At 70.6% G+C, this 23028-nt stretch carries 28 protein-coding genes and 1 riboswitch; of the genes, 13 read left to right on the forward strand and 15 right to left on the reverse strand.

Annotation, left to right across the window (positions count from 1 at the left end; all coding sequences use genetic code 11):
* Positions 1-141: 141 nt before the first annotated feature.
* Together LY12_RS18105 and LY12_RS18110 are read right to left on the reverse strand one after the other, a co-directional pair.
* The gene (locus LY12_RS18105) at positions 142-1278 is read right to left on the reverse strand and encodes a hypothetical protein (RefSeq protein ID WP_253858254.1); all 1137 of its coding nucleotides are present in this window, start codon (positions 1276-1278) and stop codon (positions 142-144) included.
* 131 nt (positions 1279-1409) lie between these two features.
* Entirely contained in the window at positions 1410-2576 is a 1167-nt protein-coding gene (locus LY12_RS18110) for a pyridoxal phosphate-dependent aminotransferase (protein ID WP_308292140.1), read from the reverse strand.
* 125 nt (positions 2577-2701) lie between these two features.
* Between LY12_RS18110 and LY12_RS18115 the strand changes: the two genes are divergently transcribed.
* Entirely contained in the window at positions 2702-3964 is a 1263-nt protein-coding gene (locus tag LY12_RS18115; RefSeq protein ID WP_253858894.1) for a DUF445 domain-containing protein, read from the forward strand.
* A 217-nt stretch (positions 3965-4181) separates the two neighbouring features.
* Here the strand turns inward: LY12_RS18115 and LY12_RS18120 are convergent, their stop codons facing one another.
* The gene (locus LY12_RS18120) at positions 4182-4694 is read right to left on the reverse strand and encodes a CGNR zinc finger domain-containing protein (protein ID WP_253858256.1); all 513 of its coding nucleotides are present in this window, start codon (positions 4692-4694) and stop codon (positions 4182-4184) included.
* A 156-nt stretch (positions 4695-4850) separates the two neighbouring features.
* On the opposite strand from LY12_RS18120, the gene LY12_RS18125 reads away from it, so the two are divergent.
* The gene (locus tag LY12_RS18125) at positions 4851-5216 is read left to right on the forward strand and encodes a VOC family protein (protein ID WP_253858259.1); all 366 of its coding nucleotides are present in this window, start codon (positions 4851-4853) and stop codon (positions 5214-5216) included.
* A gap of 43 nt (positions 5217-5259) precedes the next feature.
* Here LY12_RS18125 and LY12_RS18130 read toward each other — a convergent pair whose 3' ends face one another.
* The gene (locus tag LY12_RS18130) at positions 5260-5712 is read right to left on the reverse strand and encodes a YbaB/EbfC family nucleoid-associated protein (RefSeq protein ID WP_253858262.1); all 453 of its coding nucleotides are present in this window, start codon (positions 5710-5712) and stop codon (positions 5260-5262) included.
* 387 nt (positions 5713-6099) lie between these two features.
* Here LY12_RS18130 and LY12_RS18135 point away from each other — a divergent pair, with 387 nt between their 5' ends.
* The 6 genes from LY12_RS18135 to LY12_RS18160 all read left to right on the forward strand — a co-directional run bounded on the left by LY12_RS18135 (position 6100) and on the right by LY12_RS18160 (position 9798).
* Positions 6100-6495, forward strand: coding sequence for a helix-turn-helix domain-containing protein (locus LY12_RS18135; protein ID WP_253858895.1), 396 nt, complete (start codon positions 6100-6102; stop codon positions 6493-6495).
* 6 nt (positions 6496-6501) lie between these two features.
* Entirely contained in the window at positions 6502-7272 is a 771-nt protein-coding gene (locus tag LY12_RS18140) for a hypothetical protein (protein ID WP_253858266.1), read from the forward strand.
* Between the two features lie 83 nt (positions 7273-7355).
* A complete protein-coding gene (locus LY12_RS18145; protein ID WP_253858268.1) occupies positions 7356-7652 on the forward strand; it encodes a DUF2516 family protein in 297 nt (98 codons plus the stop codon).
* Between the two features lie 99 nt (positions 7653-7751).
* Positions 7752-8291, forward strand: a complete 540-nt coding sequence (locus LY12_RS18150) for a YbaK/EbsC family protein (protein ID WP_253858272.1) — start codon at positions 7752-7754, stop codon at positions 8289-8291.
* 56 nt (positions 8292-8347) lie between these two features.
* Positions 8348-8788, forward strand: coding sequence for an SRPBCC family protein (locus LY12_RS18155; protein WP_253858275.1), 441 nt, complete (start codon positions 8348-8350; stop codon positions 8786-8788).
* Positions 8785-9798 carry an NADP-dependent oxidoreductase gene (locus tag LY12_RS18160; protein WP_308292141.1) on the forward strand — a complete coding sequence of 338 codons (1014 nt, stop codon included), beginning with the start codon at positions 8785-8787 and terminating at the stop codon, positions 9796-9798. Before LY12_RS18155 ends, LY12_RS18160 begins: the two co-directional genes overlap by 4 nt.
* Positions 9799-9913: 115 nt before the next feature.
* Here the strand turns inward: LY12_RS18160 and LY12_RS18165 are convergent, their stop codons facing one another.
* Positions 9914-10861, reverse strand: coding sequence for a methionyl-tRNA formyltransferase (locus tag LY12_RS18165; protein WP_253858279.1), 948 nt, complete (start codon positions 10859-10861; stop codon positions 9914-9916).
* 167 nt (positions 10862-11028) lie between these two features.
* On the opposite strand from LY12_RS18165, the gene LY12_RS18170 reads away from it, so the two are divergent.
* Both LY12_RS18170 and LY12_RS18175 read left to right on the forward strand, forming a co-directional pair.
* Entirely contained in the window at positions 11029-12345 is a 1317-nt protein-coding gene (locus tag LY12_RS18170; RefSeq protein ID WP_253858282.1) for a lysine N(6)-hydroxylase/L-ornithine N(5)-oxygenase family protein, read from the forward strand.
* An 88-nt stretch (positions 12346-12433) separates the two neighbouring features.
* Positions 12434-12625 carry an MbtH family protein gene (locus LY12_RS18175; RefSeq protein WP_253858285.1) on the forward strand — a complete coding sequence of 64 codons (192 nt, stop codon included), beginning with the start codon at positions 12434-12436 and terminating at the stop codon, positions 12623-12625.
* Here the strand turns inward: LY12_RS18175 and LY12_RS18180 are convergent.
* The 3 genes from LY12_RS18180 to LY12_RS18190 form a co-directional block, all read right to left on the reverse strand.
* Positions 12622-12936 (reverse strand): DMT family transporter, encoded by a 315-nt coding sequence (locus LY12_RS18180; RefSeq protein WP_253858287.1) that lies wholly within the window; start codon positions 12934-12936, stop codon positions 12622-12624. The genes LY12_RS18175 and LY12_RS18180 overlap by 4 nt on opposite strands.
* Positions 12937-12950: 14 nt before the next feature.
* A riboswitch (guanidine-III (ykkC-III) riboswitch) is annotated at positions 12951-13016 on the reverse strand.
* Between the two features lie 8 nt (positions 13017-13024).
* Positions 13025-13678 (reverse strand): LysE family transporter, encoded by a 654-nt coding sequence (locus tag LY12_RS18185; protein WP_253858289.1) that lies wholly within the window; start codon positions 13676-13678, stop codon positions 13025-13027.
* Entirely contained in the window at positions 13675-13821 is a 147-nt protein-coding gene (locus tag LY12_RS18190) for a hypothetical protein (protein WP_253858291.1), read from the reverse strand. Before LY12_RS18190 ends, LY12_RS18185 begins: the two co-directional genes overlap by 4 nt.
* 230 nt (positions 13822-14051) lie before the next feature.
* Here LY12_RS18190 and LY12_RS18195 point away from each other — a divergent pair, with 230 nt between their 5' ends.
* From LY12_RS18195 to LY12_RS18205, 3 genes are read left to right on the forward strand one after another with little or no spacing between them, the layout of a single operon-like run.
* The gene (locus tag LY12_RS18195; RefSeq protein ID WP_253858293.1) at positions 14052-15119 is read left to right on the forward strand and encodes a FecCD family ABC transporter permease; all 1068 of its coding nucleotides are present in this window, start codon (positions 14052-14054) and stop codon (positions 15117-15119) included.
* On the forward strand, positions 15116-16264 hold the full coding sequence (locus LY12_RS18200; protein WP_372493554.1) for a FecCD family ABC transporter permease: 1149 nt from the start codon (positions 15116-15118) through the stop codon (positions 16262-16264). Before LY12_RS18195 ends, LY12_RS18200 begins: the two co-directional genes overlap by 4 nt.
* Entirely contained in the window at positions 16261-17139 is an 879-nt protein-coding gene (locus LY12_RS18205; protein ID WP_253858294.1) for an ABC transporter ATP-binding protein, read from the forward strand. The genes LY12_RS18200 and LY12_RS18205 overlap by 4 nt, the downstream gene beginning before the upstream one ends.
* Here LY12_RS18205 and purU read toward each other — a convergent pair.
* The 7 genes from purU to LY12_RS18240 form a co-directional block, all read right to left on the reverse strand.
* The gene (purU, locus tag LY12_RS18210) at positions 17092-17967 is read right to left on the reverse strand and encodes a formyltetrahydrofolate deformylase (protein ID WP_253858295.1); all 876 of its coding nucleotides are present in this window, start codon (positions 17965-17967) and stop codon (positions 17092-17094) included. The genes LY12_RS18205 and purU overlap by 48 nt on opposite strands.
* 29 nt (positions 17968-17996) lie before the next feature.
* Complete coding sequence (locus tag LY12_RS18215; protein WP_253858296.1) at positions 17997-18695, reverse strand: maleylpyruvate isomerase family mycothiol-dependent enzyme; 699 nt, start codon at positions 18693-18695, stop codon at positions 17997-17999.
* Positions 18586-19395 (reverse strand): DedA family protein, encoded by an 810-nt coding sequence (locus LY12_RS18220; protein ID WP_253858298.1) that lies wholly within the window; start codon positions 19393-19395, stop codon positions 18586-18588. Before LY12_RS18220 ends, LY12_RS18215 begins: the two co-directional genes overlap by 110 nt.
* Positions 19388-20281, reverse strand: a complete 894-nt coding sequence (locus LY12_RS18225) for a lysophospholipid acyltransferase family protein (protein ID WP_253858300.1) — start codon at positions 20279-20281, stop codon at positions 19388-19390. Before LY12_RS18225 ends, LY12_RS18220 begins: the two co-directional genes overlap by 8 nt.
* An 80-nt stretch (positions 20282-20361) precedes the next feature.
* On the reverse strand, positions 20362-21237 hold the full coding sequence (locus tag LY12_RS18230; RefSeq protein WP_253858303.1) for a GNAT family N-acetyltransferase: 876 nt from the start codon (positions 21235-21237) through the stop codon (positions 20362-20364).
* Positions 21238-21745: 508 nt separating this feature from the next.
* Positions 21746-22552, reverse strand: coding sequence for a class I SAM-dependent methyltransferase (locus LY12_RS18235; RefSeq protein ID WP_253858306.1), 807 nt, complete (start codon positions 22550-22552; stop codon positions 21746-21748).
* Positions 22534-23022 carry a DUF2505 domain-containing protein gene (locus LY12_RS18240; RefSeq protein ID WP_253858309.1) on the reverse strand — a complete coding sequence of 163 codons (489 nt, stop codon included), beginning with the start codon at positions 23020-23022 and terminating at the stop codon, positions 22534-22536. Before LY12_RS18240 ends, LY12_RS18235 begins: the two co-directional genes overlap by 19 nt.
* Positions 23023-23028: the final 6 nt, after the last annotated feature.

The raw sequence follows: 23028 nt of genomic DNA on the forward strand, positions 1-23028 counted from the left end.
GCCGAGCGGGAAGTCGTCGATACATGCGGATTACCCCGAAACGGACACGCGTACGCACTGCGGCACACGCGATGGGTCTCTACGGAAGCGGGCGGAAACCACCCGATGGGCACAGTTGCCCGAGGGAGACGCCGGTCGGGGTCAGTCCGGCGCGGTGGGAGGCAGCCCGAGGTGGACCGCGTCGACGTCGACGTCGCACGCACTCGCCGTGCCGAAGGCCTGCAGCTGCCCGACGGCGGGTGTGGACGGCAGGACGCCCTGGTGGGTGCGGCCGCCACCGTTGTCGCAGTACGCGCCGGTGATCGAGGTCGCGGGCGCGGGTTTCGGAAGGGACGGCGCCTCGCCGGTCGGCGACGCGTGTGACACCTGGTCGCCGTGGGCCTGGCCGGTGGGTGAGGTCCGCCAGGTGGCCGTCTCGGCCGGAGCGTCCACGGACGTGACCGACGGGGGCGCTTCGGTGGCCGTGAGTGCCGGGGTGGCCGTGGCAGGCCGGTCCGGTGCGGTGTCGGTCGGCGCCGAGGTACGCGGCGGCTCGGCGCCGGCCGGGGTGGTCGGCGGTTGCGGTGCGGGGGCCGGGACGAGGGGCGTCGTGACGCCGTCGACCGTGCCGGTGACGGTCTGTTCGACCCGATTCACGCTCTCGTGGACGATCCGGTCGACCTGGCCGACGGTCCCGGTCACGCGGTGCAGCAGGCCGCCGTCGCCGTCGCTGCCCGTCAGCCCGTCGACGACGCGACCGCTCAGGTCCGCGATCAGTCCGCCGCCGGAGTCGCCGGAGGCTGATCCGGAGGGCCCAGGGTCGGCCGACGGTGCCGGTTCGGCCACGCCGGTTTCGGCCGGCTCGGTGTCCTGTGCAGCCGCATCGCCGGTGGTTGCGGTATCGGCGACTGTCGCCGTGTCGGGCGTTGCCGCATCGGTGTCGGTTGCACCGCCCGGGACGTCCACGGCCGCTGTGTCGCCGACCGCGGGCTCGGGCGCACCGGGCGCAGTCTCGGGTTCGGCTGTGACGTCGAGCGCCGCCGCATCGGCATGCCGCAGCACGGTGCCGGCATCGCCCAGCGGGGTATCGCTGCCGAGTTCCGGAGACCGGGCGTCGTCGGAGGCGGCAGAGTCGGGGCCCGGGGTTGCGGTGCCGACGGTCGAGCCCGGCGGCGGAGCCGGCGCGGCGGACGACGCCGACGCCGAACCCGTGACGAGCAGCCAGGCGAACAGCGCGAACGCGGCAACCACGAAAGCGCGCACGACGACGGCGGCGCGCACGCGCACCGTCTTACCCATCGCACACTCCCGCGGTCTGACCGTTCCCGGCGATCGGCCGGTGGCCGGGATCGTCGCAGGTCCGGCCGCGATCTTTCTAGCACCGAGGTGGCGGGTTCCACCGATCGCGGGTGCGTGATCGGCCGAACGCCTCAGCTCCGATGTAGCTGGTGCAGGCGCTCTACGGCTTCGTCGAGCACTTCGTCACGTTTGCTGAACGCGAACCGCAGCACGTGATTCCACTCGTCCGGGTGGTCGGTGAAGACCTTGACGGGGACCGCCGCGACGCCGGCGAGTTCGGGGAGGCGCCACGCGAGGTCCTCGGCGTCGGTGAACCCGAGCGGTCGCACGTCGGCGCACACGAAGTAGGTGCCCGCGCTGGGCCACACCGCGAACCCGGCCTCGGTCAGGCCCTTGGACAGCCGGTCGCGCTTGGCCGCCAGCGACGTCCGCAGCTGTTCGACCCAGCCGAGCTCGTGTTCGAGTGCGTACGCGACGGCCGGCTGCAGCGGCCCGCCGGAGACGAACGTGAGGAACTGTTTCGTGGTCCTCACCGCTGCGACCAGTTCCGCGGGCGCGCACACCCAGCCGATCTTCCAGCCGGTGCAGTTGAACGTCTTCCCCGCGCTCGAGATCGACACGGTGCGTTCGCGCATGCCGGGCAGGGTCGCGAGCGGGGTGTGCTCGATGTCGTCGAACGTCAGGTGTTCGTACACCTCGTCCTGCACTGCGATCAGGTCGCCCTCGACGCACACCTCGGCGATGGCGGTCAGCTCGTCGTGGGTGAACACGGTGCCGGTCGGATTGTGCGGCGAGTTGACCAGGATCGCGCGGGTGCGCGGTGTGACGGCGGCGCGCAGCGCGTCGACGTCGAGGGCGAAGCGTTCGCCGTCGGATGTCAGCGCGACCGTGCGGCGCTCCGCGCCCGACATGGCGATCGCGGCGGCGTACGAGTCGTAGTACGGCTCGATGGCGATCACCTCGTCGCCGCGGTCGGCCAGTGCGAGCAGCGACGCGGCGATCGCCTCGGTGGCACCGGCCGTGACCAGCACCTCCGTGTCGGGGTCGTAGTGGAGGCCGTAGCGCGTGCGGTGCTCGGCGACGGCGCGGCGCAGTTCGGGGCGTCCCGGCCCGGGCGGGTACTGGTTGGCACCGCCGTACAGGGCGTCCCTGGCGGCGTCGAGCATCCCGGCGGGACCGTCGGTGTCGGGGAACCCCTGGCCGAGATTGACCGCGCCGGTGCGCGTGGCCAGCGCCGTCATCTCCGCGAAGACGGTCGACGTGAACGGTTGGAGGCGGGCAGCGAGAGGTGGGCGCACGAGAATCGATCCTCACGGACAATGCGGGTGTGGAGCAACCGAGTGACGACGTGACTTCCGGCGCCGGGACGTCCGGTACCGCGACCAGCAGCGGCCCGGCCCCCGGTGCGCCGGCCCCGGGGCGGGTGCCGTCCGGTGGCCTCGCCGGTGAGGACGTGAAACAGCAGGGTCTGCGCCGGATGAAGCGCGTGGCGCTCGGGTTCCTGCTCGGTGCGGCGGTGGTGTTTCTGCTGGCCAGGTGGGCCGAGAGCGAGGGCTGGCCCGGGTGGGTCGGGTACGTGCGCGCCGCGGCCGAGGCCGGCATGATCGGTGGGCTCGCCGACTGGTTCGCGGTCACGGCGCTGTTCCGGCATCCGCTGGGGATCAGGATCCCGCACACGGCGATCATTCCCAGCAAGAAGAACGTGCTGGGCGAGAGCCTCGGTGACTTCGTCGGGGCGAACTTCCTGTCCGAACCGGTCGTGCGGGACAAGTTGCAGCGCCTCGAGGTGTCGCGGCGCACGGGTGAGTGGCTGGCCCGGCCGGACAACGCCGAGCGGGTGACGTCGGAACTGTCGACCGTCGTGCGCGGCGCCGTGACCGTGCTGCGCGACGAGGACGTGCAGGCCGTGCTGGAACAGGCCGTCGTGCGCCGCGTCGTCGACCGCGAATGGGGGCCGCCGCTGGGCAAGCTCCTCGAACAGGTGCTGACCGACGGTGCGCACTACCGTTTCGTCGACCTGATGTGCGACCGCGCGTACGACTGGGTGCGCACCAACCACGCCACGGTGCTGCGCGTGGTGTCGGAGCGGGCGCCGTCGTGGTCGCCGCGGTTCGTCGACGAGATGCTGGCCGACAAGGTGTACGGAGAGGTGCTGACGTTCGCCTGGGCCGTCAAGACCGACGTCAACCACCCGATGCGGCTGGCGCTCGACCGGTTCGCGAGCGAGTTCGCCCAGGACCTGCAGAAGGATCCGGAGACGATGGCGCGTGCGGATGCCGTGAAGCGCCAGCTCGTCGAGCATCCCGAGGTGAAGAAGCTGATCGGCTCGGCGTGGGCGACCGCGAAGGACATGCTGCTCACTGCCGCCGAGGACCCGTCGAGTGAGCTGCGCACACGCGTGCGCGAGGGGCTGCGCACGTTGGGTGAGCGGTTGCAGGCGGACGCGGAACTGGCCAGGAAGGTCGACGGCTGGGTCGAGGACGTGGCTGCGCACGTCGTGCGGCACTACTCACGGGAGATCACGACGATCATCACCGACACGGTCGAACGCTGGGACGCGGAGGAGACCTCCCGCAAGGTCGAGCTCCAGGTGGGCCGCGATCTGCAGTTCATCCGCATCAACGGCACCGTCGTCGGCGCCCTCGCGGGACTGGTCATCTACACGGTCGGCGAGCTGTTGTTCTGACACTTCGGGCTCAGGCCGGCTGGATGCCGGCCTGAGCCCGGTGTGCTCGCGCGGTCACCGGGTGGTGCGCCGCTGCCGGTTGCGATGTGTCACCGGGCGGCCGCGCTCCGCGTGGTCCGGTCCACTCGTAGTGTGGTCCATCCCACTCAAGAGGGTGAGGTTATCCACAGCGGGTGCAGTTGTCCACGTAGTTGTCCACAGGCTCAGCGGGTTGTGGTCAACCGGCGGTGGAGTCGTCGTCGCCCGTGGAGCCCGCGCGCTTGCGGAACGTGCGCGCCTTGACGCGGTTACCGCAGACCTGCATCGAACACCAGGTGCGCGACCGGTTGCGGGACTCGTCGTAGAACGCCCACAGGCAGTCGTCGGCCGGGCAGATCTTGATGCGGCGCCAGTCGCCGAGTACGCCCAGCCGCATCGCCGCCGTGAAGACTGCCGACACGGCGTCGTCGGCGACGAGCTGCGGATCGGCGGCGGGGGAGACCCGGAACGCGACGTCGAGGGGTATCCGCAGTTCGCGAGCGGTGTCCGCGGTGCCGGGCCCGGGGGCCGGATCGCCGGCTGCTTCGCGGAGTGCCCGGCGGGCGCGGGTCGCGTCCTCGATCGGCCCCGGTGTCAACTCCCGTGCGTGCGCCCATGCATGCCACTCGGCGGCGGAGCGCAGTACATCGGTGTCGTCCTCGACGTCGAGCGTGTTGAGGAAGTCCAGTACCAACTTCACGTCCGCATTCACGTCACCAGTGTATTGGAGACAGTGGTTGCGCCCGGAGGTCGTAACCGGCATCATGCATTCATCGGTTATGAAAGAGGTCTGCAGCGGGGTGGGCGTGCCCGTAGTTCCGCGGTGACGCCGTTCCGGTGTGATGGAGCGAGCGCAAGGAGGCGCTGAATGAGTGCATCGGTGACGTTGGGCTGTGTCGCCCTGGACTGCCCCGAGCCGTATCGGCTGGCGGACTTCTACGGGAAACTTCTCGGCTGGAAACTCGACCCGGACTCGGACGACGAGTGGGTAACGCTCGTGAACCCGGACGGCGGGGCGGACATCAGTTTCCAGCGCGATCCGGACTACCGGCCGTCGACGTGGCCGTCGAACGAGCGACCGCAGATGCTGCACCTCGACTTCACGGTCGAGGACCTCGACTCCGCACACCAGCGGACGCTGGAGCTCGGTGCGCGGCTGCTCGACGACAAGCCCGAGACCTTCCGCGTCTACGCCGACCCGGACGGACATCCGTTCTGCCTCTGCGCGTGTTGAGGCCTGCCTGCCGAGGTCCGGCTGTGAGGTCCGGCTTGAGGTCTCAGCCCAGCTTGAGCGGGTCGTGGAACGGATCCGTGTCGTCGTCACGCCGGCCGCGGTGCGTGTCTGAACGTGGTTCGGCGGGAGCGGATCCGCTGCTCGGCGCGAAGGCTGCCTGGGGGCCGAGGATGCGGGCGATGTCGACGTCCTGGCCGACGCGGCTGTGCACGAGGTCGACGTGCTTCTCGGTGGCCTGCCGGATCGCCTGAGCGATCGTCGCGTTGATCGACGACGCCAGGGATGGCGCGTTGGTGTTGTTCAGCGCGTTGTCCGACAGTTCCACGGACTGCACGATGCCGCCGGCCCCGGCTGTCACGGTCACCGTGCCGTCGGGGGAGGTCGCCGTGGCTCGTAGAGAATGGAGCTGCGTTCTCGCCTGGTCCAGAGTCGACAGCAGCTCGTCGAACTCGGTTCTCCGTTGCTTGTTCTCGTTGCGCCGAGGCAGCACCGCCACCGATCCGTCGCTCGGCTTTGTTCAGTAGCTCGAGGTGTGCGCCGGTCGGCGATGCTGACGGCGTAACCCTGCTCATTTCCCCTCGTCAGTATCCCCGCGCGGGTGCGCGTTCCCCCGGGATGACGCCCGGGACGATAGCACCCGACCTGCGCCGGAAGGCGCCGATGAGGCGGGCTCACCCGGCCCGGCTGGGGGTGTTCGGCGTCATACGCGAAGGGTGCAAGCAGGGTGCTTGCAATAGCTAGCACTCGTGGTTACCGTGGAAAACGTCGTAGGGAGGTGGCAGGCGTGACGGGGAAGTCGGACGGAGCCGAGCATCGCGGCGATGTCGACGGCGACCGCGACGACCGCCCCGGAGCAGGCGCGGGTGACGACGCGACCGGGCCGATGGACAAGATGGCCGACATCGGCCGGGACATCGGGTCGTACATCCGGCAGCAACGCAGCAGCGCCAAGATCTCCCTGCGGCAGCTGTCCAAACTGGCCGGTGTTTCCAACCCGTATCTGAGCCAGATCGAACGCGGGGTCCGCAAGCCCAGCGCGGAGATCCTGCAGCAGATCGCCAAGGGGTTGCGAATCTCGGCGGAGGCGCTCTACGTGCAGGCCGGAATTCTCGACGACCTGCCGGAAGGGGGCCCGGTGCTCGATGCGATCCGCGCCGACACCGAGCTTTCCGAGCGCCAGAAGACGGTTCTGCTCGACGTCTACGAGTCGTTCCGCAGGCAGAACCGCGAACAGAGCACGCCCGGAACCGAACCCGAACAGCCGCACGCCGAGGAGTGAGCCGACATGGCTACCGAGACCGCCAAGACCGAGACCACGAAGACCGAGACCGGAAAGAACGAGACGGACGGTGCCAAGACGCCCGTCGACCAGCTCAAGACGCCGCTGCTCGCCGCCCTGGGCGCGGGCAACCTCGCGAGCCATGCCGTGAACGATGCGCTCGCCAAGGCCAAGGAGCGTTACGCCGACGGCGGTGACGTCGTCCGCAAGAGCGTCGAGGACGCCAAGAAGGGCTTCGAGGACGCGAAGAAGAACATCGAGGAGCTGCCGTCCGAGCTCGAGGGGCTCCGGGACAAGCTCGACCCGGCGGAACTGCGCAAGCTGCTCGACGAGTACACGGACGCCGCGCTGAAGCTGTACCACCGGCTGGCCGAGTCCGGCGAGGAGGCCTGGGACAAGCTGCTCGCGCAGCCGCAGGTCAGGAAGGCCACCGACCAGCTGGGCGAGACGTTCCAGACCGTGCAGGTGCGCGTGGACGGTGCCACGGCCGACGTGCGCAAGGGCATCGACGGCGTCGTCTCGAGGGTGACGTCGACGGTGCGCGGTGCTGGTGAGGAGGCCGGCGAGGTCGTCGAGGCGACCGCGGAGAAGGTTTCCGGCGCCGCCGAGAAGGCCGAGGCGAGCGTCGAGGAGGCGACCACGCCCGCCAAGCCGAAGACCACCACCAAGTCGTCGACCACGTCGAGCGCTTCGAGTGCGAAGTCGACCACCACGCGCCGCACCACCAGCGCCGCGAAGAAGTCGACGGGTTCCACCGGCTCGAAGAGCGACAAGTGAGCTGACGGTCCACACCTCGGGCTCCGGTTGTTACCGCAACCGGAGCCCGAAGTGTGTTCGGCGTCTGACGTACGCTGAGTGGCGTGCCGTATCTCGCGTACTGGATCGTGTTCGCCATCGACTGGGCAGGCACTCTTGTCGGCCTCGTCGCCTTCGTGCACGCGCTCACCCAGCGTTCCGACGCCTATACCGCAGCCGACCGGCACACGAAGCCGATGTGGCTGGGCATCACGGGTGGTGCGACCCTCGCGATGCTGCTGTTCAACTTCTACGGCGCCGGGTTGATCTTCTGGCTGGCCGGCATCGTGGCGGCGCTCGTCTACCTCGTGGACGTACGCCCCAAGCTGATCGAGGTGCAGCGCGGCGGTTCCTCCTGGTGACGTGCCGAGTCCCGACGACGCCCGGGGCTCCGGCCCGCTGACGTGCGGGGCTCCGACGTGCCGCGACCCGGCGGTGGCGGCGTGGCCTACGGTGGCGACGTGAATGACTGGAACATCGCGGGGACGCTCACGGTGCAGGCGGCCGCCGAGCGCCGGGACCTCATGGCCGAACCGGTCGTGGCTGCGCTCGACTCCGTCAAGGCACCGGTCGGCATCGCCGAGATCGATCCGGACCTCGCCGACACCGCCGCGTTCTGCGAGGCGTACTCGTCGCCGCTCGACGCGTCGGCCAACTGTGTCGTCGTCGCAGGCAAACGTGCGGGTGAGGTGCGCTACGCCGCCGCGCTCGTGCTCGCGACGACCCGCGCCGACGTCAACAACGTCATCCGCAAGACCATGGACGTGCGCAAGGTGTCGTTCGCCCCGATGGACGAGGCCGTCGAGCTGACGAACATGGCCTACGGCGGAATCACGCCGATCGGCCTGCCCCCGGACTGGCCGATCCTCGTCGACGCCGCGGTCGCCCGCGCGCCGGAACTCATCGTGGGCAGCGGCATCCGGGGCAGCAAACTGCTCGTCACCGGGACGGCCCTCGCCGCCCTTCCGGGCGCCGAGGTCATCGACGAGCTCGCCAAGTAGAACCGGGCTCGCGCCCGGCCGGACGCGGACCCGCCACACCATCACAGGGAGAGCACATGGGACAGGTCACCGCCACCGCCGAGCGGACGATCGACGCGCCCGCCGACAGGGTGCGCACGCTCATCGCCGACTACGCCGACACCAGGCCGAAGATCCTCACCGAGGCCTACCGTGACTACTCCGTCAGCGAGGGCGGCACCGGTGCGGGCACGGTCGCGACCTGGAAGCTGCAGGCCACGTCGAAGCGGGTGCGGGACGTCGCCGCCACTGTCACCGAGCCGAAGCCGGGCACGATCGTGGAGACCGACGCCAACTCGAGCATGGTCACCACGTGGACCGTCGCCGAGGCTGGCGACAAGTCGACCGTGCGTATCGAGACCAGCTGGCAGGGAGCGGGCGGTATCGGCGGCTTCTTCGAGAAGACGTTCGCGCCCGCCGGACTCAAGCGCATCTACGACGGCGTGCTCGACAACCTGGCAAAGGTGGCCACGGCGTGACGGCGGCCGGTGACAACGCGGTGGAGATCCGGCTCGCCGAGCGGCCCCACGGCGAGCCCACGATGGCGAACTTCGAGATCGCCGACGTCGACACCCCGCAGCCTGGACCCGGCCAGGTGCTCGTCCGCAACACGTGGCTGTCGGTCGATCCGTACATGCGCGGGCGGATGAGCTCGGCGAAGTCGTACGCCGCGCCCTACGAGGTGGGCGAAGCGATGACCGGTGGTGCGGTCGGCGAGGTCGTCGCGTCGAACGCCGACGGCCTGGCCGTCGGCGACACCGTGCTGCACCAGCTCGGCTGGCGCACGCACGCGATCGTCGACGCCGACAATGCCGCGAAGATCGACGTCACGTCGGCGCCCGCCCCGGCCTACCTCGGCGTGCTCGGCATGCCGGGGCTGACGGCCTACGCCGGGCTGTTCGACGTGGCCCGGTTCGCCGAGGGCGACGCAGTGTTCGTGTCCGGTGCGGCCGGCGCGGTGGGGTCGATGGTCGGACAGCTGGCCAAACTGCGCGGCGCGTCCCGGGTGATCGGCAGTGCCGGATCCGCCGAGAAGGTGCGATGGCTGACCGAGGAGCTCGGGTTCGACGCGGCGTTCAACTACAAGGACGGGCCCGTCACCGACCAGTTGCAGGACGCCGCCCCGGACGGGATCGACGTCTACTTCGACAACGTCGGCGGGGAGCACCTCGAAGCCGCCATCGGCTCGATGAACCTCGGCGGGCGGATCGCGATCTGCGGGATGATCTCGCAGTACAACGCGACCGAGCCCCAGCCGGGACCGCGCAACCTGGTGCAGTTCATCGCCAAGCGGCTCACGATGCGCGGGTTCCTGGTGGGCGACCACCTCGACGCGCGCCCGCGGTTCGTCGACGACGTCGCGCCGCTGGTGGGTGACGGATCGATCGTCTACAGCGAGACCGTGGTCGAGGGCATCCGGAACGCTCCGCAGGCGTTCCTCGACCTGCTCGCGGGCTCCAACACGGGCAAGATGCTCGTCCGCGTGTGAGGCGGTGGCCCGCCCAACGCCCATCCGGGTTGCAGCAGTGGTCGCCGCCGGTTCGCGCACTTTCGGGGGCGCGAACCGGCGGCGCGTCTCGGTGGGCCGGCGAGTGCCCGTCACCTCACGGGTGCGAGGTCAGATAGCCGCCCATCGAGGTGAAGAACTCCGTGCCCGCGTATTCCGTGCCGTCGTCGGTGCGCACCCGTTCGATGCGCAGGCCGTGGTTCCGGCCGAAGCGCGCGTCCGCGCCCGCGACGATCACCACGCCCTTCCCCTCGGGGTAGAAGATCCGCCCCGGGGTGCCGCCGTACCTGCCGTCCGACACGGACGCCTCGATGATGTGGATCCGCTCGCCCTTGTAGTACGTGTAGGCGTTCGGATACGGGTCGGCCAGTGCGCGCACCAGCCGGTCGAGGTCGTCGGCGGGCCACGTCCAGTCGATGCGGCTGTCCTCGAGCGAACGCTTGTGGAAGAAGCTGGCCTTCGACCGGTCCTGCGGGGTCCAGTCGGTGCGGCCGGAGGCGATGAACTCCAGCGCCTCGGCCACCAGTGGTTCGATGAGGTCGACCGTGGCGTGGACCAGGTCGATCGCCGTGTCGCGCGGGCCGACGGTCACTGACTTCTGGCCGACGATCGGGCCCGCGTCGAGCTCCTCGTTCATCATGTGGGCGGTCACGCCGACCTCGGACTCGCCGTTGATGAGCGCCCAGATGATGGGCGAGAACCCGGCGTAGGCGGGCAGCAGCGAGTCGTGGACGTTGAGCGTGCCGTGGGTCGGCAGGGTGTAGACCTCCGGTGGCAGCCAGGTGCGCCAGTTGTTGGCGACGATCAGGTCGGGCGCCGCCTCGCGGAGCCTGTCGACGAGCGCGTCGTCGGGCCGCTGCGCCAGTACCGCCTCGACACCGTTCTCCTTGGCGAGGTCTTCGACCGAGTCGGCCAGGATCCGTTCGTAGGCGTGTTCGGACCTCGGGTGCGTGACGACCATCGCCACCTCCACGTGCTCCGAATCGAGCAGCGCACGCAGGGTGCGGTGCCCCCACGTCTGGTAGCCGAACATGACGACCCGCATCGGTCCTCCGTAACGTCGTGGGCGAAACGCGCCCAGTGAAGCAAGGCTTACCTAATCTGGCAACCCTTTGCTCCGGAGTCGAGGATCACCCTCAAAAGGTCTAACTGAGGCAGTCCTTAGTTAGGTTAGGGTAGCCTCTGTCTGACTGTCTCGGCGATAGGACTGGTATGACACAGGGGCTCGCGGGCGATGTACCGGTGTACGACCTCGTCGGCGTGGGTTTCGGGCCGTCGAACCTCGCGCTGGCGATCGCCGTCGCCGAACACAACGACGGCGCAGCCGAGCCGGTCACCGCACAGTTCCTGGAGCAGCAGGCATCGTTCGGCTGGCACCGCGGCATGCTCATCGACGACGCGACCATGCAGGTCTCGTTCCTCAAAGACCTTGCCACGCTGCGGAACCCGACGAGCCGCTTCAGTTTTCTGTCCTATCTGCACGACCGCGGGCGGCTGGTCGAATTCGTCAACCACAAGACGTTGTTCCCGCTGCGTGCCGAGTTCCACGACTACTTCGAATGGTCGGCCGCGCAGGTCGGCGACATGGTCTCGTACGGCACCCGGGTCGCCGGCATCGAGCCGGTGTTCGACGGCGACGAGATCGCCTACGTCGACTTGCGCACCTCGTGCGGCACCGCGTACCGGGCGCGCAACGTCGTGCTCGCGACCGGACTGCGCCCGCGGATTCCGGACGGCACCGAGTTGTCCGACCGCATCTGGCACAACAGCGAACTGCTGCAGCGGACGCCGTCCGTCAGCAGTGACGCGCGCCGGTTCGTCGTCGTCGGCGCGGGCCAGAGCGCGGCGGAGGTGACGGCGCACCTGCACTCGACGTTCCCGGAAGCCGAGGTGTGCGCGGTGTTCTCCCGCTTCGGCTACAGCCCCTCCGACGACAGTCCGCTCGCCAACCGCATCTTCGACCCCGCCTCGGTCGACGAGTTCTTCGGCGCGCCCCAGGACGTCAAGGACCGGCTGATGAACTACCACGCCAACACGAACTACTCCGTCGTCGATCTGGAACTCATCGAGGACCTGTACCGCCGGCTGTATCGCGAGCGGGTGCTCGGGCAGGAGCGGTTGCGCTTCTTCCACGCCTCCCGCGCGACCGACGTGGTCGAGACCGCAGGCGGCGTGCGGACGACTGTGGAATCGCTCAGCACCGGGGCGAAGGAAGTGCTCGACGCCGACGTCGTCGTGTACGCCACCGGGTACCTGCCCGCCGACGTCGACGCCCAGCTGGACGGGCTGGCTCCGCACGTCACGCGTGATCCGGCGGGCAGGCCGAGGGTCGAGCGCGACTACCGGGCCCACGGCGGCGCGGCGTTGTCGGCGGGCGTGTACCTGCAGGGCGGCGCCACCGAGCACACCCACGGCATCACGTCGTCGCTGCTGTCGAACAACGCGATCCGTTCCGGTGAGATCCTCGACTCCGTCCTGCAGCGCCGAAACTCCCGCGTGACGGCCGAGTTCGCCGTCAGCGGGTCGTGAGGGACGCGGGCACGGGGGAGAGCACCGGAACGGCCACCGGACCCGACAAGGCCGCTGCACAGTGGACAACGGACACGAGGAGTGAGAGATGAATCCGTTCGAGGACGACGAAGGCCGGTTCTACGTGCTCGCCAACGACGAGGACCAGCATTCGCTGTGGCCGTCGTTCGTGGACGTTCCCGCGGGCTGGCGGATCGTGTTCGGTGAGGACACCCGAGACGCCTGCCTGCGATACATCGACGCCGAGTGGACCGACCTCCGCCCCGCGAGCATCCGCTAGCTCACGGCTTTCAGTCCGACGACGCAGCCGATGATGCCGACGAGGAAGAGCACCTTCAGCGCCGACACCGCCTCGTCGCCGGTGGCCATGGCATAGACCACCGTGCCCACTGCGCCGATCGCCACCCACACGGCGTAGGACGTGCCGGTCGGCAGGTCACGCATCGCGTATGCCAACCCGCCCATGCTCACCGCGAGCGCGACGAAGAACACCACCGAGGGCCACAGCCTGGTGAATCCCGCGGTCTTCCCCAGCGCGGTGGCCCAGACGGCCTCGAACAGCCCCGACACGATCAGGATCAGCCACGACATGACGCGCCCCTTCCGGCGGCCGTCTTGTCGCGCTTCCGGGTACGGCTCCCTCGTCCGGGAACCCTGAGATCGGGTCCTGCACCAGGTTTTACACGCTCAGCGCCGTATTGGCAGCGAGCCCGATCACCATGGTGCTCGACACCACAGCCGTCATCAGCCGTCCCTGCGGGCCCGAGACGATGCGGCCCAGCGCCGATCCCGCGGCCACCAGCGCGAGTTGCCAGCTCGCCGACGCCGCGAACGCCGCGGCCACGAACACCACCGACCGGCAGGGGTCCGCCTGGCCTGCGCGGTCGCCGAGGACGAGGCCGTCACCGAGAACGAGCGCCGCGAAGTAGGTGAGCGTGGTCGGGTTGAGGCACGTGACCGCCAACAACACGGCGTAGCCGCCGCCGGGCGTGGTGGGTGTCGCTCGTGTCGGTGGAGCGGTGTTCCCACGTGCGTGCCGCCGGTGGTCTGCGACAGCCGACCCCGCGATCGTCACGGCGATCGCCACCAGCACCGCGGCGGACGTCCACCGCAGCGGCGTCGCCACCGGTTCGACGGCATCGGCCACGGCGTGACCGCCCACCACGGCCAGCAGTGCGTAGCCGCCGTCCGCGGTGGCCACCCCGAGCGCGGCGCCCACCGCGACGCTCCGTCGGCAGCGGGCTGCGAGCGTGACCAGGTATGCGCCGACCGCACCGACGGGGATCGCGATGCCGTACCCCGCGACGAGGCCCGCCAGCAGCGCGCCGGTCACGGCTGCGTGGTGGTCGGCCTCCCGGTGACGCTCGGCTGCTGTCGCTGCACCGTGACGCCGGCGTTGACGGCGACGGCAGTGACGCCGACGACGGATACGCGGGTGCCCGACGTGGTGCCGAGCGCGGTGCGTGGGTCGGTCATACGTGCACCTTGCGGGTGCGCTGCCGCCCGAGGCAACGGATTTTCGCGCGCCGTCCCCGCCCCGTCCCGCCGCGCCGCCTGTGCCCGTCGCCTGTTCCGCGTGCAGAACGTGCGGCCCGGAAACCGCAACACGGTCCCCGGAATCCGCAACACGGTCCCCCGAGAGCGCAACACGGCGGCGTGGGGAGGCACACGTCGAGGTACGTCACTCGATTGGTTAGCCTCACCTTATGCCGTTGACCGCCGGGGCCGCCGCTGAGCCTGAATCCGAACCCGCGGCCCGTACCGGCATCACCGCGCGGGGGACGCTGGCTCGGGGCGCGGGGCTCGTGGTGGCCGCGGGCGCCTTGCTGATCCTGGCGCTGGCGAGCGTGTGGTTCGGATCGAAGGGGATTCCCTTTCTGCAGACGTGGGACCTGCTGTGGCACGCCGACGGGTCGGACGCATCCGTGGTGATCCACGAGTACCGCATTCCGCGCACGATCCTCGCCGTGCTCGTCGGTGCGAGCCTGGGCCTCGCGGGCGCGCTCATGCAGGCCCTCACCCGCAACCCGCTCGCCGATCCCGGGCTGCTCGGCATCACGATGGGCGCCTCGACCGGTGTCGCACTGGCGCTGACCTACCTGGGCATCACGACGGTGCTCGGGTACGTGTGGCTCGCGTTCGCGGGTGCCGCCGTCGCCAGCGTGGTCGTCTACGCACTCGGCAGCGCGGGCGCGCGCAACGCCACGCCCGAACGGCTCGTGGTCGCCGGCGCGGCCGTCACCGCGGTGCTGTTCGCCGTCAACAGCGGCCTCATGCTCACCGCACCGGACGCGTTCGAGGAGTTCCGGCGCTGGCAGGTCGGCTCGCTGTCCGGCCGCTACTACGACGTGCTGTGGCCGGTGCTGCCGTTCATGGCCGTCGGCGTCGTGGCTGCGTTGCTGCTCATGCGCCCACTCAACGCCCTCGCCATGGGTGATGACCTCGGCCGCGCGCTCGGTGCCCACCCGGACCGCATCCGGATCGCGGGAGCGGTCGCCATCACGCTGCTGTGCGGTGCCGCCACGGCCGCCGTCGGGCCGATCGGGTTCGTCGGACTCGCCGTGCCGCACGTCGCCCGGTTCCTCGCCGGACCCGATCAGCGCTGGGTGCTGCCGTACTCGCTCGTGCTGGCGCCCACGCTGCTCGTCGGCGCCGACCTCGTGGGCCGGGTCGTCGCCCCGCCCGCGGAGATCCAGGTCGGCATCGTCACCGCGGTGATCGGCGTTCCCGTGTTCCTCGTGCTGTGCCGCAAGCGAAAGCTGACTTCCCTGTGACCCCGCCGCCGACCACCGATCCCGAAGCCGGCCCCGCCGAGGCCGACGCCGCCGACCGCGGGACCGCCGCGCCGGGCTCCGGCCCCCGGCGCGCAGGCACCCGGTCCGTCACCGGGCGCGTCGTCCGTGCGGGCGGCCTGTCGTTGCGCGTCGCCCCGCGGACGCTCACGGTCGGCACCGCCGCCGCGGTGCTGCTCGCCGCCGTCATGGTCGTGACGCTGACCGCGGGCGAGTACTCGCTGACGCTCGGCCAGGTGCTGGCCTCCCTCGCGGGCCGCGGCGACGAGACGGGCGACTTCGTCGTCTACACGCTGATGCTGCCGCGGCTGCTGGTGGCGGTGCTGGTCGGCGCGATGCTCGCCGTGAGCGGCGGGATCCTGCAGACCGTCACCCGCAACTCGCTCGGCAGTCCCGACGTCATCGGGTTCACCAGCTCGGCCGCCACCGGCGCGCTCGTCGTCATCACGGTGCTCGGCGGCACGATGCTGCAGGTCTCGCTCGGCGCGCTGATCGGCGGTGTCGTCGCGGCGCTGCTGATCTACGTGCTCGCCTACCACCGCGGCGTGAGCGGTCTGCGGTTCGTGCTGATGGGCATCGGCATCAACGCACTGGCCGTCGCCGCGAACTCGTTCCTCATCACGCGCGCCAGCCTGCACGACGCGCTCACCGCGCAGGCGTGGCTCGTCGGCAGCGTCAACTCGCGCGGCTGGGAACACGTCGTCGCCGCCGCCGTCACGCTGGCCGTGCTGCTGCCCGCGGCGCTGTCGCGGACACGGTCGCTGTCGATGATGGAACTCGGCGACGACACCGCGAGCGCGCTCGGCGTGCGCACCGGGCGCGACCGGACGCTGCTGATCGGTGTGAGCGTGCTGCTCGCGGCCTTCGCCGTCGCCGCGGCGGGGCCGATCACGTTCGTCGCCCTCGCCGCACCGCAGCTCACGCGCAGGCTCACCCGCTCGTCGTCGCCGGGCCTGGTGACGACCGCGCTCGTCGGGGCGTTGCTGCTGGCCACGGGAGACCTGCTGGTGCAGCAGCTGTTCCCCGCGGCGCAACTGCCCGTCGGAACGGCCACGGGCTGTGTCGGCGGTCTCTACTTGATCTGGCTGCTGGCGTCGGAATGGCGCGGAAAGGGCAGGTACGCATGACGAGGCTGCGCGCCGAGGACCTCACGCTCGCCTACGACCAGGCGACGGTCGCGCGGGAACTGTCCGTCGACATCCCCGACGGGTCGTTCACCGTGATCATCGGCCCCAACGCGTGCGGCAAGTCGACGTTGCTCAAGGCGCTCGCGCGGATGCTGAAACCCAAGGCGGGCGCGGTGCACCTCGACGGCAAGGCGATCACGTCGCAGCGGTCGAAGGACGTGGCCAAGCGGCTGGGCCTGCTGCCGCAGTCGTCGACCGCGCCGGGCGGCATCACCGTCGGCGACCTGGTCGCCCGTGGCCGGTACCCGCACCAGAGCGTGCTCCGGCAGTGGTCGGCCGAGGACGAGGCCGTGGTGGCCGAGTCGATGCGGCTCACCGGTGTCGCCGGCCTGGCCGAGCGGGTCGTGGACGAACTGTCCGGCGGGCAACGGCAACGGGTGTGGCTGGCGATGGTGCTGGCCCAGCAGACGCCGATCCTGCTGCTCGACGAGCCGACGACGTTCCTCGACATCGCCCACCAGATCGAGGTTCTCGACCTGTGCGCCGACCTCCACGACGACGGCGAGCACACCCTCGTCGCCGTGCTGCACGACCTCAACCAGGCGTGCCGCTACGCCACGAACCTGGTCGTCATGCGCCCCGGCGGGGTCGTCGCGGCGCAGGGCGAGCCGTCGGAGATCGTCACCGCCGACCTGGTCGAGGACGTGTTCGGCCTGCCGTGCCGCGTCATCGACGACCCCGAGACCGGAACGCCGATGATCGTTCCCGCCGCCCGCACCGCCCGGTCGGAGTCGACGGGCGGGTCGGCGGAAAAGTCGGCGGGACAGTCACAACACCATGGTGCGGTTGCCGTGCACGAGGACGCGGCCCTCTAGGTGCCACCGCAGGCCGCGCGAGAGCGTCACCTTCTCGACGTCGCGGCCCTTACGGATCATGTCGTCGACCGAATCGGTGTGGTCGACCCGCATCACGTCCTGCTCGATGATCGGCCCCGCGTCGAGGTCGGCCGTCACGTAGTGGCACGTCGCGCCGACGAGCTTGACCCCGCGCTGGTGCGCCTGGTGGTACGGCCGCGCGCCGACGAACGACGGCAGGAAACTGTGGTGGATGTTGATCGCGCGGCCCTGCCACGCCTCGCACAGCTCCGGCGGCAGGATCTGCATGAACCGTGCCAGCACCACGGCGTGCGGGTCGTGGGAATCGACCAGCTTCGCAACCTGGTCGAACGCCGCGGCCTTCGACTCGGCGTCCGTGCCGAAGGGCACGTGGTGGAACGGGATCCCGTGCGCACGCGTGATGTCGGCGAGGTGTTCGTGGTTGCCGACCACGGCGGCGACGTCGACGTCCAGCTCCCCGGAGGCGACCCGCCCCAGCAGGTCGTACAGGCAGTGGGCCTCCTTCGACACGAGGATCACCACGCGCCTGCGCTCGGCGCTGTCGAGGACCTTCCAGTCCGCCTCGGCGCCCAGCGACCGCGCGATACCGGCGAACCGTGCGCGCAGCTCGGCGATGTCGAACGGCACCGACTCGGCCGTCACCACCTGGCGCGTGAAGAACCAGCCCGTGTCCGGGTCGGTGTGGTAGGACGAGTCGGTGATCCAGCCGCCGAGTTCGGCGAGGAACGACGAGATGCGGGCGACGATTCCCGTGCGGTCCCGGCAGCTGAATTTGATGACGTACTTGCGCGTATCGGGCACGGCCACCCATTATCCGCCGACGGTGTTCACGCTGGTCAGGGGGTCTCCAGTGGGTCGAGGAGCGTGACCTCTCCCGTGATCGACACGTCCGCGGGCCTGCGCCAGAGCCGCTTGTAGACGGCGTCCGCGCCGCCGCTGAGCGTCACGTCCGGGGCCGCGGGGCCCGTGAGGGCGGGCGGCTGTCCCGGCGTGAGCGTCAGCGACCACAGCCTGCGGGCGTCCTCGGCGTGCACGAGCACCGTGCCGCTCGCCTCGACCGCCGACCAGTCCGCGGTCCTGCGGTGGATGATCATCGACAGCGCCTCGTCCACGCCGTCGGCCGCGAACGCCGTGTCGAACGTCGTGGCGTCGCGTCCGCCCGCGAGTTCGGCGTCGACCCGGTGAATGGCCACCTCGTGCGCCTGCCTGCGAGCCCACGAGCCGAGGTTCGCCTCGTAGAAGGGGAATCGTATCTGCGCGGGTGTGTCAGGGCCCGCGTCGAACGCGCGGCGCAGCTCCGCGCGCGTGCCGTCCCACCAGGGGACGATCTCGTCCCACACCTTCGGCGGGCGCTCGCCGCGCGCGTCGCTGCCGTGCGGATCGGCGATGCAAGCCAGCACCCACGCCTGCACCGCGGCGACGTGCCTAACGAGGCGCTCGACAGTCCACTCCGGACAGGTCGGCACCGTCGCCTCCGGTCCCGCCGCCAGCGCCGCCTCCCGCAACGCGTCGCTCTGTTCGTCGAACGCCGCCAACAGGGTCTCGTAGTTCAGCGGGCTGTCGTTGCTCAGCGGGCCCTCGTTGCTCAGCGGGCCGGGGGTGCGGTTCGGATGCGGCGTCTCGGTGCTCACGGCGCGACAGTAGCCGCCTGCCGCCTTCGACGAAACCCAAGGTCAGCAGGCCCAGCGCGAACGCGGCGAGCAGCCCGGCCACCGGATCGTCGGCGAAACTCGCCGCACCCGCCGCCCCGATGAGCACCGAGTAGACCGCCCAGATGGTCGTGCCCGCGAGGTCGAGCAGCGCGAACCGGCCGAACGGATACTTCAGCCCGCCCGTCGCCAGCGACGACGCGACCCGCCCACCGGGGAAGTAGCGGCCCGCGACGATCAGCACGACGGCATGCCTGCCGAGCTTGTCGACGCCCCACGCGTAGTTGCGCCTGCCGCGCTCACTGCGCACCAGGCGCGAGATGCCGAACGGGCCGAGGGCCCTGCCGATCCCGTGACCGCCGCAGTCACCCGCCCACGCCCCCAGCGCCGCGACGGCGATCAGGCCGGCCAGCGCCGTCACGTCGGAGGTGCCCAGCAGTACGGCCATCGTGATGACGGTCGACTCGCTGGGCATGAACGGCAGCAGCGCATCCAACCCGGCGATCGCGAACACCACCAGCCACAGCCACGGCTCGTCGAGGTGGCTCTGCAGCAGCGTGGTGATGTCGTGCAGCACGTCAAACATGCGCGGCCCCGGTGCCGAGGCGTGCAGGCCCTCGCCGCCGGTCGATGCCGTGTTGCGCATTCCGGGGCCCGTGTTGCGAGTTCGGGTGGCCGTGTTGTGGGTTTGGGGGCTCGTGTTGTGGCTTGGCGGAGCCCTGGACTGCGCGCTGGGCGCGGGCGGCGAGGGCGCGGCGGTCACCCGCCGGTTCGATGGGGCGGTGGCACTCGGCGTGAATCGTCAGCTCGCGGGCACGGATCACGCGGGGCAGTGACGAGGCGAGGCCGTCGTCGCCGACGAACGCCGCGACCGTCGACGGTTCGCCGCGTTGCCGGTAGGACAGCGTGACGGGCCGGACCGGGGCGCCCGCGTCGATCGCGGCCTGGAACACTGCCCTGCGGAACGGGCCGCCCGGGGCGCCGCACCACGTCGTGGCCTCGGGGAAGGCGACGACGGATTCGCCCGCGCGGAGCCGCTCGGCGACGGCGTCGACCGCGGTGGGCAGTCCGCGCAGCGACCACCGGTCGAGCAGCAGCGTTCCGGTGCGCCGCGCCTGCCTGCCGACGAACGGCCAGTGCGCGACCTCACGTTTCGCCAGGAACGTCAGCGGCTCGAGCGCCAGCAACGCCGGAACGTCCAGCCACGACACGTGATTCGCAACCACGAGCGTCCCCACGCCGCCGTGTTGCGGATTCCGGGGCCCGTGTTGCGGGTTCGGGGGCTCGTGTTGCAGGGCGGTGGTGAGTGGGCCGGTGGCGGTGAGCGTGATGCCCAGGGCGTCGAGGGCGGCCGCAGCCCGGTGCCGGACGTCGGCGACGCGCCGCTGTTCGGTGTCGGGGTGGTGGTCGGTGTCGGGGAGAGCGCCGGTCAGGACTTTCGCGAGGGCCACGGTTCGCCGCACGCTCTCCATGGTCGGCACCGGCGGCAACCGGTGCGTGACACACCGGGGAGTGCACGGTGAACTCGCCCGCCACGGATTGGCTCCCGCGTTCACCGGTCGTCTCCGAGCAGGTAACGCAGGTAGCGGTCGTCGACGTCGGCCAGCCGCAGCAGTACGTAGAAGTCGGCGACGTCGAAGTCCGGGTCGTGGGCGGGCGGCCCGCAGACCCAGGCGCCGAGACGCAGGTATCCGCGCAGCAGCGGCGGCAGGTCGGCGTACCGCGGGCGTTCGACCCGGTGCGGTGGCAGCCACGGCCGGTGCGGGCGCACGCGGTACTCGGCCGGTGACGCGTGCCGCGTGGCCGCGAGGTGCCAGGCGGTCGCCGCCGCGTGCCCGCCGTCGGCCAGTGGCACCGATGCGCAACCGCCCAGGTAGCGATGACCTGCGAGGAGCGTGTACCGCGCGAGTGTCGACCACATCAGCGTGATCACGGAGCCGTTGCGATGTGCGGGAGCCACGCACGAACGGCCTGCCTCGGCGATCTCGCCTGCGAGGGGTTCGAGGTCGCCGAGGTCGAACTCGGTGGCGGAATACGGGACGGAGGAGCGGTGCGGTGGCAGGATGCGGTAGGTGCCGACGAGCTCGCCGGTCGGTTCGTGCGTGACGATGAGGTGATCGCACAGCTCGTCGAACGCGTCGGCGTCCAGCGTCGCATGTCCTGCACCCGGCCCCGCGTGTCCTGTATTCGTGGCGCCGTGTTGCGGGTTCCGGGGCCCGTGTTGTGGATCCCGGGAGCCGTGTTGTGGATTCGAGGGGGTGTTCGCGTCCCGGAGTTGCGATTCGCCGGTATGCGCGGCCGTCAGATCGGCGCCGAGTTCGCCGGCGAACACTGCCGCGCGGAGTCGTTGCGCGGCGCGGATCTCGTCACGGGTGTCGGCGATGCGGGCCGTGTAGGTCCGCGTCGCCGCGGTGGACAACACGGGCATGGCGCTCTCCGTTCCTCAGGTGTGCATCGAATGCGTACAACGAGGAGAAAAACACCGGAGAAGTGCCACTGACCAGGGGATACGACTGATATCAGGGACATGTCGGGGCGGTCCCCGAGGCCCCTGGTAGGGCTACCCCCACCAGGGCGATCCGGCCCACCGCCGCCGAGCGCTGAAGCCGGCGTTCCCGCCATCGCCCGTGTTCTGCACTCGGAACCTCGAACTTCTGCGCCCGGGCCTCGAACTTCTGCGCTCGGCGGCGAGACGTTGCGTGATGCCGACGTCTGCACTCCGGGCTAGCCCGTAGCCGCATCTGCCGGCTGTTCGGCCCGGCGGGATGTCGCCGCCGGGTTTCGTGTCGAATCGGCAACGCACGCGGCACACGGCTGCGAGCGAAACGTGTACCGGAACCTGCAACACGGGCACCGGGAAACGCAACACGAGCCCCGGAAAGCGCAACACGGCGTCACGAATGCAGGACACGCGTGCACGAATGCAGGACACGCGGTCAGCGTGGGGCGATCGACGTCCACGGGACGGTGAGTTCGCCGAGCCGCCACCGCGCCGGGCGGTTCAGGACCGGCCAACCGGACGCGGCCAGCAGGCGCACCGCCTCCGTCCACCGCGCCCGCGGGCCGAACGCCGAGTACGGCGCCGCCGTCGCCCAGCACTGGTCCAAACGAGACAGTAGATCGTGAATCCGCTCGCCCGGAACGTTTCGGTGTATCAACGCCTTCGGTAGCCGCTCGGCCACAGTGGACGGACGCTCCAGCGATGCGATCCGGCACGAGAGCGTCAACGACACCGGGCCGCGATGCGACACCGTCGCCCACGCGCACAGCCTGCCGATCTCGTCGCACGTGCCGTCGACGAGCAGCCCGCCCGGCACGACCCGTTCGAGCATCGCCCGCCACGACGGTTCGACGTCCGACTCGTCGTACTGCCGCAGCACGTTGAACGCCCGCACCACCGCCGGCCTGCTGCCTGCCAGCTCGAACCCGCCGCGTCGGAAATCCAGTACGGGCGGAGCCGCGACCGCCGCTCCCGCGGCCACTCGCTCTTGGTCGAGCTCGAGGCCGAGCACGCGCACGTCCGGAACGGCCGCGCTCAGCCGCGTCGCCAGCTCGACGGTCGTGACGGGCGATGCGCCGTAGCCGAGGTCGACGACCAGGGGTGAGGCGTCCGAACGCAGGGCGCGCCGCACTCCGGGATCCGCGAGCAACCAGCGGTCGACGCGGCGCAGCCGGTTCGGGTTCGTGGTTCCTCTGGTCGGCGAGCCGAGCGGCTCGGCGCGCTTCAGCTGCGCGCGAGCCACGACGTGGTGAAGTCGGCCTCGCGCTCGAGCAGCGTCGTGACCTGCTCCGCGATCAGCCCTTCGAGTTTGCCGCCCACCAGCGGGATCCGCACCGTCACCTCGCCGCGCGTGACTTGCCGTGCGCCCGCGTCGCCGTCCGGCTCCACCGACGTCTTCCCGGTGATCTCACCCGGAATGCCGTCGACCTGCGCGCGGATCGTGCCCTCGGCGCCACGCCACGTGTGCTCGCGGCGCACCATCAGGTCGCCCGACACGAACTTCTGCGCCACGGACGGCAGCTTGTCGGCAGGTACGCCCTGCACCAGCGTGTACCGCACCTCGTCGCCGTCGACGGTGTGGTGCTCGAGCGCGGCGTCGACGCCGCCGATCTCGTCCAGCCGCGCGCGCAACGCGGCCTCCTCGGACTGGGCGGCGACGACGTCGGCGACGGAGGCGGGGAACGTCGCCCGATGCTCGATACGGGAAGCCATGACCGG

Source organism: Prauserella alba, assembly GCF_024171735.1.
Taxonomy (GTDB): domain Bacteria; phylum Actinomycetota; class Actinomycetes; order Mycobacteriales; family Pseudonocardiaceae; genus Prauserella; species Prauserella alba.